Source organism: Serratia marcescens (assembly GCF_001902635.1).
Lineage (GTDB): Bacteria > Pseudomonadota > Gammaproteobacteria > Enterobacterales > Enterobacteriaceae > Serratia > Serratia marcescens_F.
On sequence record NZ_MJAO01000048.1, the window covers coordinates 1 to 10903 of the forward strand.

13 protein-coding genes are annotated in these 10903 nt (G+C 57.6%); 12 read left to right on the forward strand and 1 reads right to left on the reverse strand.

Translation table 11 applies throughout. The features are described 5' to 3' along the window. Positions 1 to 61: 61 nt before the first annotated feature. The 3 genes from BHU62_RS24210 (at position 62) to BHU62_RS24220 (ending at position 3835) form a co-directional block, all read left to right on the forward strand. Positions 62 to 1066: a LacI family DNA-binding transcriptional regulator gene (locus tag BHU62_RS24210; protein ID WP_073534902.1), complete on the forward strand. Its 1005-nt coding sequence runs from the start codon at positions 62 to 64 to the stop codon at positions 1064 to 1066. Between the two features lie 155 nt (positions 1067 to 1221). Next, positions 1222 to 2661, forward strand: coding sequence for a Na+/H+ antiporter NhaC (gene nhaC / locus BHU62_RS24215; RefSeq protein WP_073534903.1), 1440 nt, complete (start codon positions 1222 to 1224; stop codon positions 2659 to 2661). A gap of 1 nt (position 2662) precedes the next feature. Beyond that, positions 2663 to 3835 (forward strand): MalY/PatB family protein, encoded by a 1173-nt coding sequence (locus BHU62_RS24220; RefSeq protein WP_073534904.1) that lies wholly within the window; start codon positions 2663 to 2665, stop codon positions 3833 to 3835. A gap of 15 nt (positions 3836 to 3850) precedes the next feature. Here BHU62_RS24220 and BHU62_RS24225 read toward each other — a convergent pair whose 3' ends face one another. Then, positions 3851 to 4078: a SlyX family protein gene (locus tag BHU62_RS24225; RefSeq protein ID WP_073534905.1), complete on the reverse strand. Its 228-nt coding sequence runs from the start codon at positions 4076 to 4078 to the stop codon at positions 3851 to 3853. Positions 4079 to 4434: 356 nt separating this feature from the next. On the opposite strand from BHU62_RS24225, the gene fkpA reads away from it, so the two are divergent. The 9 genes from fkpA to BHU62_RS24270 form a co-directional block, all read left to right on the forward strand. After that, entirely contained in the window at positions 4435 to 5274 is an 840-nt protein-coding gene (gene fkpA / locus BHU62_RS24230) for an FKBP-type peptidyl-prolyl cis-trans isomerase (protein ID WP_073534906.1), read from the forward strand. Between the two features lie 385 nt (positions 5275 to 5659). Next, complete coding sequence (locus BHU62_RS24235) at positions 5660 to 6382, forward strand: transcriptional regulator (RefSeq protein ID WP_004930418.1); 723 nt, start codon at positions 5660 to 5662, stop codon at positions 6380 to 6382. After that, the gene (gene tusD, locus BHU62_RS24240; protein WP_033636259.1) at positions 6382 to 6771 is read left to right on the forward strand and encodes a sulfurtransferase complex subunit TusD; all 390 of its coding nucleotides are present in this window, start codon (positions 6382 to 6384) and stop codon (positions 6769 to 6771) included. The genes BHU62_RS24235 and tusD overlap by 1 nt, the downstream gene beginning before the upstream one ends. Positions 6772 to 6778: 7 nt before the next feature. Next, entirely contained in the window at positions 6779 to 7138 is a 360-nt protein-coding gene (gene tusC, locus BHU62_RS24245) for a sulfurtransferase complex subunit TusC (RefSeq protein ID WP_025304500.1), read from the forward strand. A gap of 9 nt (positions 7139 to 7147) precedes the next feature. Next, a complete protein-coding gene (tusB, locus tag BHU62_RS24250) occupies positions 7148 to 7435 on the forward strand; it encodes a sulfurtransferase complex subunit TusB (RefSeq protein ID WP_073534907.1) in 288 nt (95 codons plus the stop codon). A 143-nt stretch (positions 7436 to 7578) separates the two neighbouring features. Then, the gene (gene rpsL, locus BHU62_RS24255; RefSeq protein ID WP_004930426.1) at positions 7579 to 7953 is read left to right on the forward strand and encodes a 30S ribosomal protein S12; all 375 of its coding nucleotides are present in this window, start codon (positions 7579 to 7581) and stop codon (positions 7951 to 7953) included. A gap of 96 nt (positions 7954 to 8049) precedes the next feature. After that, on the forward strand, positions 8050 to 8520 hold the full coding sequence (gene rpsG, locus BHU62_RS24260) for a 30S ribosomal protein S7 (protein ID WP_004956203.1): 471 nt from the start codon (positions 8050 to 8052) through the stop codon (positions 8518 to 8520). A gap of 93 nt (positions 8521 to 8613) precedes the next feature. Continuing rightward, complete coding sequence (gene fusA, locus BHU62_RS24265) at positions 8614 to 10728, forward strand: elongation factor G (protein WP_073534908.1); 2115 nt, start codon at positions 8614 to 8616, stop codon at positions 10726 to 10728. A 70-nt stretch (positions 10729 to 10798) separates the two neighbouring features. Continuing rightward, the coding region (locus BHU62_RS24270; protein WP_005651251.1) for a GTP-binding protein at positions 10799 to 10903 on the forward strand (105 nt) is incomplete at its 3' end.

Genomic DNA, 10903 nt, shown 5'->3' on the forward strand with positions numbered 1-10903 from the left:
CCATCGGCTGCCCTTTTTTTATGCGCGGCGCCCCGCGCCGAACGGCACAACAGGAGATGCCATGGCCACCATGAAAGATGTTGCGCGCCGCGCCGGCGTTTCCACGGCCACCGTCAGCCGGGTGATCAACAACACCGCTTACGTTGAGCCGGTGACCCGCGAACGTGTTGAGAAGGCGATGCGCGAGTTTAACTACCACCGCAACGCCGCCGCGCTGGCGCTGGCGAAAAGAAGCGGCAACATGTTGGGGTTGCTGACCGGCAACCTCGACGATCCTTTTTTCTCGCGGCTGGCGCGGGGCGTGGAAGACATTACGCGGCAGGCCGGCGTGCGCCTGATGTTGTGCAGCGGCGGGCATCAGGCCGAGTTGGAAAAAAGCGGCCTCGATTTTCTCATCAACCAGGGATGTGAAGCCATCGTGGCGCACGTTACGCGCATGGGGGAAGAGGATTTGCTGCGCTATGCCGCCCACACGCCCGCATTGGTGCTGGTGAATCGCTGCCTGCCCGCTATCGCCAACCGCTGCATCTGGCTCGACAACGCCAGTGCGGCGCAGGCGGCGACCGAACTGCTGATTCATCAGGGCCACCGCAGAATCGCCTGCGTAACGGCGGATCTGCCGATCGACGATCGCACGCAGCGGCTGGCGGGTTACCGCAAGGCGATGGCCGCCGCCGGCATTGAGGTGCCCGGCACCTGGATCATCAGCGTGCCTTTCAACGAAAGAGGCGGCGAGTTGGCGGCCGAGCGCGTTTTGGCCAGCGACCAACGCTTCACTGCCGCAGTGACGTTCAACGACGTGATGGCCGCCGGCATGATGCGCACCTGCCACCAACGGCAAATTCAACTGCCTGAGGCGCTGTCGATCGTCGGCTTTGATGACATTGCGCTGGCGAAGTATCTCCATCCTTCGCTGACCACCGTGCATTACCCCATCGAGAGAATGGCCCGACGCGCCGCGCGCCTGGCGCTGCAGATTCACAGCGGCGGCGATGTCGCGCCGCAGAACAACCGCTTTTCGGCCGAACTGATCCTGCGAGACTCGGTGGCAGACGGCGCACCCTAAGGGCAACGCCGTTAAAGCAAGCGCGGCGAGTGAGAAGCGGCTCACACAATTTTATCGCATGAAACCGATTACATGGCCGGTTGCCTGCGCTCACATCCTCCGTTTATCGAAGCCATTACGCTGTTGCAGCACCCCATCTTCAACAGGAGCCGTATATGGATAATAAGAAAACGCTCAACCTCGGGCTGGCGACGCTGCCGATTGTGGCTATGCTGTTGCTGCTCATCATCGGCTATGGCCGGTTTGGCCTGCGCATTGAACCGTTGCTGCTGGTTTCCGCCGCTATCGCCGCCGGGTTGGCCTGGTGGCAAGGCTACCGCTGGGACGACATCATCGAGGCCATTGTGGCCAAGCTGGCGAAGGCGATGCCGGTGATCATGATCCTGATCTGCGTGGGCGGCCTGATTGGCACCTGGATGATCAGCGGCACTATCCCTTACATGGTGTATTGGGGGCTGAAGCTGATCAGCCCGCAATATATTCTGATCGCCGCGTTCTTCATCACCAGCGTGATCTCGGTGTGCACCGGCACCTCCTGGGGGGCGGCCGGCACCGTGGGTGTGGCGCTGATGGGCGTGGCCGCCGGTCTGGACGTGCCGCTGGCCGCCGCGGCCGGGGCGGTGGTGTCCGGCGCTTACTTCGGCGACAAAATCTCGCCGTTGTCCGATTCGACGAACTTCGCGGCCATCGTCGCAGATACCGATCTCTACAGCCATATTCAACATCTGATGTACACGACGCTGCCGAGCTTCATCCTGGCCGCCGTGGTGTACCTGATCGCCGGCCAGACCGGCGCGGTGGCCAGCGTGGCCACGCCGGAGAAAGTGACTGAAATCGTCGGCGCGCTCGAGGGGCTGTACCATTTCAATCTGCTGCTGATCCTGCCGCCGGTGCTGGTGTTGTGGGGCGCGGTGACTAAGCGGCCGGTGATCCCCGTCATGCTGGCCGCCTGCGCGCTGGCGATCGCCATCGGCGTCGCGCTGCAGGGCTTTAGCCTGCAGCAGGGGTTGAATGCGTTGATGGACGGTTTCAATCTGTCGATGTTTACCTCCCAGGGCCACAGTGTCGAGGGGATCGTCGCCGATGTGCCGCGCTTGTTGAACCGCGGCGGCATGTTCTCGATGATGAGCACGATCCTGCTGGTGTTCTGCGCCTTTTCCTTCGCCGGCGCCCTGACGCTGACCGGCGCGCTGACGGTGATCATCAACCGGTTGCTGAAAGTGGTACACACCACCGGTCAGCTGATTGCCGCCACCGTTGCCACCACTATCCTGGTGACCGGCGCGACCAGCGACGGCAAGCTGGCGCTGCTGATCCCGGCGGAGCTGTTCAAAGGGGCCTATCGGCGTATGGGGCTGGACAACAAAAACCTGTCGCGCACCGTCGAAGATGCGGGCACCGTCATCGAACCGCTGATCCCGTGGACGGCCGCCGGTATTTACATGGCGACCACGCTGGGGGTGAGCACGCTCGATCTGCTGCCGTGGGCGATCCAATGTTATGCCGCGGTGGTGTTCGCCCTGATTTATGGGTTCACCGGCTTCGGTATCGCCAAACTCCAACCTCAGAACGATTTGCAGCGTAAGGAAGCCTGACATGACCCGTCATTTCAACGCTATCATCGACCGCCACAATACCGGCTCCGTGAAGTGGGACTTCATCGACCGCTATCTGCAACTGGACGGCAGCGAACTGTTGCCGATGTGGGTGTCCGATTTCGACTTTCCGTGCCCGGCCGAGGTGCAGCAGGCGCTGCATCGCCGGGTGGATCACGGTGTCTTCGGCTACAGCGAACGCGACGACGCTTACTATCAGGCGGCGATCGACTGGTTTGCCACGCGGCACAACTTGCCGCTGCGGCGCGAGTGGTTCACGTCGATTGAAGGGGTGGTGCCGGGGTTGGCGATGCTGATCCAACTGCTCAGCAAGCCGGGGGACGGTGTGGTGGTGCAGGGGCCGTACTATGGCTCGTTCGCCAAGATAGTCACCATGAACGGCAGAGAGGTGATTGAAAACCCGCTGCTGGAAACCCCGCAGGGGTATCAGCTCGATTTCGAACGGTTGGCCGCCTGCTTTGCCCAGCGTAAGTCGCCGCTGCTGTTGCTGTGCAATCCGCACAATCCGACCGGCCGTTGCTGGCACCGCGATGAGCTGGAACGGTTGATGGCGCTTTGCCATGCCCATGACGTGACGGTGATCTCCGATGAAATCTGGGCCGATCTGCTGCTGCCCGGCGAGACGTTTACGTCGGTGTTGCATCTGGACGAGGAATATCGCGAAAGGGTGATTGCGGCGACGTCCGCCAGCAAAACGTTCGGCCTCTCTTCGCTGCGCATTTCGAATTTCCTGATCCCCAACGCCCAGCTTCGGCAGGCGTTTGTCGATAGGCTGAACGCCCACGGGCTGGATGTGTTCAACGCGCTGTCGATGACGGCGGCGACAGCGGCCTATCAGCAAGGTGGCACCTGGCTCGATGAACTGCTCGATTATCTGGCGGAAAATCGGCGCTGGTTTGAGCAAGCGTTGGCCGCCGTCGCCCCTTGGTGCAAAATGACCCGGGCCGAAGGGACCTATCTCGCCTGGCTGGATTGCCGCGCCCTGGCTATGAGCGATGCTGACTTGCAGCAGGCGCTGGTGGAGGTGGCGAAGCTGGCGCCGTCGATGGGCAGCGGTTTCGGCCCGCAGGGGAGCGGTTTTATCCGCATCAACCTGGGTTGCCCGCGCCGGTATCTCGAGCGTGCCGCCGAAGGGCTGGCACGCCTGAAATAACCGTCTGTCGAGCCTTCAATAGTGCGGCGGAGGGGTCTCTTCCGATTGCGAGGCGATCATTGAGGTTTGGGTCGAGCGCAGCTTGTCGGTCAGCATGCGCAGGTGTTCGCGCATCTTCAGCATTTCCATTTGATGCTGGATGACGGTCTGATTGAGCTCTTCGATGGTGAGCTCTTGAAAAGCCTGACGGCTTTCCAGTTCTTCAAGCCGCTTTAGCAGGCTTTGAATGTCGGCGTTGTGCATGAGGCTACCTCTGACGCGATAAAATCCTGATTCGGCGCTATGGTAACAGCTGGCGCCGGGTTTGCCCGCGCTATTTCTTTAGGCGGCGCGCAAGGCTGCGAACGGCAGTGTAAAGTGCTGAAAAGTTGTGCGCCTGCTTCCCCGCTTTTTGCTAATCTCGCCGCATATTCTGCAAGAAAAATCTGATTTATCATGTAAGTAGCACACTGCGGGAAACTTCTTGGCAAAGCGGGAGTCACACTTTGACTCGATTGGTTACCTGTGCGACTGTTTTGTTTTGTTTCAGACAGCTATAGTAACCCGGTTATCTTACCTAATGATTGTTTGGGGCATTGCTTCAGACACTGGAGAAATGGATGAAATCTTTGTTTAAAGTCACGCTTCTGGCAACCACCATGGCTTTTGCTCTGAATGCGACCCAGGTCATGGCTGCCGATGCCGCCAAACCGGCAGAAGCCGCTAAACCAGCGGACGCGGCGGCGGCACCAAGCACCGGCAAGTTCAAAAACGACGACGAGCAAGCGGCTTACGCACTGGGCGCCTCGCTCGGCCGTTACATGGACAACTCTCTGAAAGAGCAAGAGAAGCTGGGCATCAAGCTGGACAAAGATCAGCTGATCGCCGGTGTTCAGGACGCTTTCGCCAACAAGAGCAAGCTGAACGATGCCGACATCGAGAAGACCCTGCAGGGCTTCGAAGCGCGCGTGAAGGCTTCCGCTCAGGCGAAGATGGAGCAGGATGCCAAGGACAACGAAACCAAGGGCGCCAAGTACCGTGACAGCTTCGCCAAAGAAAAAGGCGTGAAGAAAACCGAATCCGGCCTGCTGTATCAGGTAGAGAAACCGGGCGCGGGTGAAGCGCCGAAAGACAGCGACACCGTGGTGGTGAACTACAAAGGTACTCTGACCGACGGCACCGAGTTCGACAACTCCTACACCCGCGGCGAGCCGCTGTCGTTCCGTCTGGACGGCGTGATCCCAGGCTGGACCGAAGGCCTGAAACACATCAAGAAAGGCGGCAAAATCAAGCTGGTGATCCCACCGGCGCTGGCCTACGGCAAAACCGGCGTTCCGGGCATCCCGGCTAACTCCACGCTGGTGTTCGACGTTGAACTGCTGGACGTGAAAGCGGCGCCGAAAGCCGATGCTAAAGCCGAAAAACCGGCTGACGCGAAAGCAGACGTCAAAGCGAAATAACATCGTCGCTCTGTTTGCCACCGCCGCGGATGCCCTCCGCGGCGGTTTTCATTTCGGCAGCCGCCGCCTCTCTCTCCATTGAACGCTTGACGCCTGCCGGGCATCGGGCTTAACGTCAATACCACGCGCAAACGCAAGGACTTTGCTCCGGCCGCTTTGCTAGACTAATAATTCTGACTTATCAGTCATGCGTCTGCCCCTTAGGGCGTGTACCTAAAATTGTTCCCGGCCACCTCGGCCCGCGGAAGTCGTCGAGCCGTTTGATGCTGATATCAGCCAGCCGCGTTGCGGATGCCTGACGGCGCACCGATGGCGGCCGCGAGCCGGCCCGAGCGGTTTTAGCTGCGCCCCCTGGCACAGGCGATCTATGAGGGTGGTATCTTCGATGTCGAATTCGCTTTTATCCAGCGAAGCCAGCGAACTTGATTTGCTGAATGAACGTCCGTTTACTCAAACGGATCATGAAATCCTGAAATCCTATGAAGCGGTGGTCGACGGGCTGGCGATGCTGATCGGCGGCCACTGCGAGATCGTATTGCACGCGCTGGAAGACCTGAACAGTTCGGCGGTGCGTATTGCCAACGGCGAACATACCGGGCGCAAGATCGGTTCGCCGATCACCGACCTGGCGCTGCGCATGCTGCACGACATGGCCGGCGACGACAGCAGCGTATCGAAAGCCTACTTCACCCGCGCCAAGAGCGGCGTGCTGATGAAGTCGGTGACCATCGCCATTCGCAACCGCGAGCAGCGGGTGATCGGTTTGCTGTGTATCAACATGAACCTCGACGTGCCGTTCTCGCAGATCATGCAGACCTTCATGCCACCGGCCACGCAGGACGTGCCGTCGTCGGTGAATTTCGCTTCTTCCGTCGACGATCTGGTGGCGCAGACGCTGGAGTTCACCATCGAAGAGGTGAACGCCGACCGCTCGGTGTCCAATAACGCCAAGAACCGCCAGGTGGTGCTCAATCTCTATGAGAAAGGCATCTTTGACATCAAGGATGCGATCAACCAAGTGGCTGATCGCCTGAATATCTCCAAACACACCGTGTATCTGTACATCCGCCAGTTCAAGAGCGGCGATCTGTTGGGAAGTGACCGTTGATGCTCGATTACTGTCTGTTGGTCACCGGCCCGGCTTACGGCACGCAGCAGGCCAGCAGCGCCTACCAGTTCGCTCAGGCCCTGTTGGCGAAAGGCCATCGTCTTTCCAGCGTCTTTTTCTACCGTGAGGGCGTGCTGAACGCCAACCAGCTGACCGCGCCCGCCAGCGACGAATTCGATCTGGTGCGCGGCTGGACGCAGCTGGCGCAGCAACATGGCGTGGCGCTCAATGTCTGCGTGGCCGCCGCGCTGCGCCGCGGCGTTACCGACGAACAGGAGGCCGCGCAGCAAGGGCTGGCGAGCGCCAACCTGCAACCTGGTTTTACCCTGAGCGGGCTGGGTTCCCTGGCCGAAGCGTCGCTGAGTTGCGACCGCCTGGTGCAGTTCTGAGGATATGATGAAACGAGTCGCTTTTGTTTTCACCCACGGGCCGCACGGCGGCGCCGGCGGTAGGGAAGGGCTGGATGCGCTGCTCGCCACGTCGGCGCTCAGTGAAGACTTGGGGGTATTTTTTGTCGGCGATGGCGTATTGCAGCTGTTGCCGGGCCAGCAACCGGAAAAAATTTTGGCGCGCAATTACATTGCCACCTTCGGCGTGCTGCCGCTGTATGACGTGGAGCGGTGTTATCTGTGCCAGGCTTCGCTGCAGGAGCGCGGGTTAAGCCAGGTGACCGATTGGGTGCTGGACGCCGAGGTACTTGCGCCGGACGAACTGCGTCGCCAATTGGCCGGTTACGACGCCGTGATGACGTTTTAGGATCCTCTGATGCTGTATACCTTGAGCCATTCACCGAACCAATGCGATTTACCCGCTCTGCTGCGCCTGACTGCGGAGGGCGACGCGCTGCTGCTGTTGCAGGACGGCGTGTTGGCGGGCCTTGCCGGCAGCGCCCATCTTGAATCGCTGCTCGCCGCCCCCATATCCCTTTATGCGCTGCAGGACGACCTGGAAGCCAGGGGATTGGTTGGTCATTTTTCGCACAGAATCACTGTCATCGGCTATAATCACTTCGTTGAATTAACCGAAAAACACCGCAGCCAAATGGCCTGGTGATGAGAGTGATGTTGTATATTTCTTGACACCCATACTGGTCAGCCATAAAATTCTGCGTCCTCGTACTTTGCCAGTAGTGCATACGAGGGGATTTATCACATGTTTACGAAGCTAGTACGAAGCAAAAACCAGGAGCTTTTTTAATGGCAACAATTAACCAGCTGGTTCGCAAACCACGCTCTGTGAAGGCTGCTAAAAGCAACGTTCCAGCGCTGGAAGCCTGCCCGCAGAAACGTGGCGTATGCACCCGCGTATACACCACCACCCCGAAAAAACCAAACTCCGCACTGCGTAAAGTTTGCCGTGTGCGTTTGACCAACGGTTTCGAAGTGACTTCCTACATCGGTGGCGAAGGCCACAACCTGCAGGAACACTCCGTAATCCTGATCCGTGGCGGTCGTGTAAAAGACCTGCCAGGTGTGCGTTACCACACCGTCCGTGGTGCACTTGACTGCTCCGGTGTTAAAGACCGTAAGCAAGCTCGTTCCAAGTACGGCGTGAAGAAGCCAAAGGCTTAATGGTTCTCCGTTAAGTAAGGCCAAACGTTTTAACTTTAATGTCAGAATAAACTCGTAGAGTTTTGGACAATCCTGAATTAACAACGGAGTATTTCCATGCCACGTCGTCGCGTAATCGGCCAACGTAAAATCCTGCCAGATCCTAAGTTCGGATCTGAGCTGCTGGCCAAATTTGTAAATATCCTGATGGTAGACGGTAAAAAATCTACTGCAGAAGCAATCGTCTATACCGCGCTGGAGACCCTGGCTCAGCGTTCTGGTAAAGATCACCTGGAAGCTTTCGAAGTCGCTCTCGACAACGTTCGCCCGACTGTAGAAGTTAAGTCGCGTCGCGTTGGCGGTTCTACTTATCAGGTACCAGTTGAAGTCCGCCCGGTTCGTCGTAATGCTCTGGCAATGCGTTGGATCGTTGATGCTGCACGTAAACGCGGTGATAAATCCATGGCTCTGCGCCTGGCGAACGAGCTGTCTGACGCAGCAGAGAACAAAGGTTCTGCTGTTAAGAAGCGTGAAGACGTTCACCGTATGGCCGAAGCCAACAAGGCGTTCGCCCACTACCGCTGGTAATCACCAGGCGATAGTCATGCTAACCAAGCGGGCGCTTCAAAATGGCCCGCTTGGGTTAACTGAACTTGAACGCCCTAGGAATAGAGGAATCAAATGGCTCGTACAACACCCATTGCACGCTACCGTAACATCGGTATCAGTGCTCACATCGACGCCGGTAAAACCACCACTACCGAACGTATTCTGTTCTACACCGGTGTAAACCACAAAATCGGTGAAGTTCATGACGGCGCTGCCACCATGGACTGGATGGAACAGGAGCAGGAGCGTGGTATTACCATCACTTCTGCAGCGACTACTGCCTTCTGGTCTGGTATGGCCAAGCAGTTCGAACCGCACCGCGTAAACATCATCGACACCCCAGGGCACGTTGACTTCACCATCGAAGTAGAACGTTCCATGCGTGTGCTGGATGGCGCGGTAATGGTTTACTGTGCTGTTGGTGGTGTTCAGCCACAGTCTGAAACCGTATGGCGTCAGGCTAACAAATACAAAGTGCCACGTATCGCGTTCGTTAACAAAATGGACCGTATGGGCGCTAACTTCCTGAAAGTTGTAGGCCAGATCAAATCTCGTCTGGGCGCCAACCCTGTTCCTCTGCAGCTGGCTATCGGCGCAGAAGACAAATTCACCGGCGTTATCGACCTGGTGAAAATGAAGGCGATCAACTGGAACGAAGAAGACGCGGGCGTAACCTTCGAATACGAAGACGTTCCGGCTGACATGGCGGACCTGGCTGAAGAATGGCGCCAGAATCTGATCGAGTCTGCAGCGGAAGCTTCCGAAGAGCTGATGGAAAAATACCTGGGCGGCGAAGAGCTGACCGAGGAAGAAATCAAGACTGCTCTGCGTCAGCGCGTACTGAACAACGAAATCATCCTGGTAACCTGTGGTTCTGCGTTCAAGAACAAAGGTGTGCAGGCGATGCTGGATGCGGTAATCGAATACCTGCCGGCACCAACTGACGTTCCTGCGATCAACGGTATCCTGGACGACGGTAAAGACACCCCGGCTGAGCGTCACGCAAGTGATGACGAGCCGTTCTCTGCGCTGGCGTTCAAAATTGCTACCGACCCGTTCGTTGGTAACCTGACCTTCTTCCGCGTGTACTCCGGCGTTGTTAACTCCGGCGACACCGTGCTGAACTCCGTTAAGGCTGCGCGCGAGCGTTTCGGCCGTATCGTTCAGATGCACGCCAACAAGCGTGAAGAGATCAAAGAAGTTCGCGCAGGCGACATCGCCGCTGCGATCGGTCTGAAAGACGTGACCACCGGGGACACCCTGTGTGATCCAGACTCTCCAATCATCCTGGAGCGTATGGAATTCCCTGAGCCGGTAATCTCTATCGCCGTTGAACCGAAAACCAAAGCTGACCAGGAAAAAATGGGTCTGGCTCTGGGCCGTCTGGCTAAAGAAGACCCGTCATTCCGCGTATGGACTGACGAAGAGTCTAACCAGACCATCATCGCCGGTATGGGTGAGCTGCACCTCGACATCATCGTTGACCGCATGAAGCGTGAATTCAACGTTGAAGCTAACGTGGGCAAACCTCAGGTAGCTTACCGCGAAGCGATTCGCGCGAAGATTACCGATGTTGAAGGTAAGCACGCCAAGCAGTCTGGTGGTCGCGGTCAGTACGGTCACGTTGTGATCGACATGTACCCACTGGAGCCGGGCTCTAACCCGAAAGGTTACGAGTTCATCAACGACATCAAAGGCGGTGTAATTCCTGGCGAATACATCCCTGCCGTTGATAAAGGCATCCAGGAGCAGCTGAAGTCTGGTCCGTTGGCTGGTTACCCGGTAGTAGACATGGGTATTCGTCTGCACTTCGGTTCTTACCACGACGTTGACTCCTCTGAACTGGCGTTTAAACTGGCCGCTTCTATCGCCTTTAAAGAAGGCTTTAAGAAGGCGAAACCAGTTCTGCTTGAGCCTATCATGAAGGTTGAAGTTGAGACTCCAGAAGAGAACACCGGTGACGTTATCGGTGACTTGAGCCGTCGTCGCGGTATGCTGCGTGGTCAGGAATCTGAAGTGACTGGCGTTAAGATCCATGCTGAAGTGCCGTTGTCCGAAATGTTCGGCTACGCAACTCAGCTGCGTTCTCTGACTAAAGGTCGTGCATCATACACCATGGAATTCCTGAAGTATGATGATGCGCCGAACAACGTCGCTCAGGCCGTAATCGAAGCCCGTGGTAAATAAGCCGCAGGGTTAAAACCAAAGTCCCGCGCTCTCTCCATAAGGGGAGAGCGCTATAGTAAGGAATATAGCCGTGTCTAAAGAAAAATTTGAACGTACAAAACCGCACGTTAACGTTGGTACTATCGGCCACGTTGACCACGGTAAAACTACCCTGACTGCAGCGATCACCACCGTT